The organism is Flavobacterium bomense (assembly GCF_003970355.1).
The window spans coordinates 423-1,066 of sequence record NZ_RYDJ01000264.1 but is presented as its reverse complement, the minus strand read 5'-3'; the positions used below and the strand labels follow the sequence as shown (position 1 = coordinate 1,066).

Below are 644 nucleotides of genomic sequence, written 5' to 3'. Positions count from 1 at the left end.
TTACCAGTAGTTAATAAAATTGGGAAACCAAACAATACATCATCTGTACGAGCAATAAAATAATCTGCTGTAAAACGCAAATCATTGTTAAGAACTCCTATATCTATACCAAAATTGCTTTGTTTTAATTTTTCCCAACGCAATTGCGAATTCGATAATCTTACCTGAGTTGCAGATGGATATAAACCTTGTCCATTTCCTAATACAACCTGTCCAAAATTATTGATATAACTTTTATATTCGTAATTCCCAATGTTACCTGAACCTAATTCTCCGTAACTCGCTCTTAATTTCAAATCTTTAATAAATTCTGATTTAAAGAAGGATTCGTTACTAATTCTCCATCCTGCTGAAACTGATGGGAAATTACCCCATTTATTGTCGTCGCTGAATTTTGATGAACCATCACGTCTAATTACAGCATTCAATAAATAACGATTATCATAATTATATTCTAATCTTCCTAAATAAGAGGTTAAGGCTGCCTCGTTTATAAAACCTCCAACTACTGGCGAATCTCCCTGATTTAAAACATCGTAATACTCACCTGTGCCTGAGTTCATTGGAAGATTTCTCTTTGTTCCGTAAATTTGATTATAATTGTCTTTTTGGAACGTTTGTCCCACTAAAACGGTAAAATCATG

At 32.9% G+C, this 644-nt stretch carries 1 pseudogene; it reads right to left on the bottom strand.

From position 1 onward, the window contains the following. A pseudogene (locus tag EKL98_RS18350) lies at positions 1-644 on the bottom strand (TonB-dependent receptor); the annotation flags it as partial.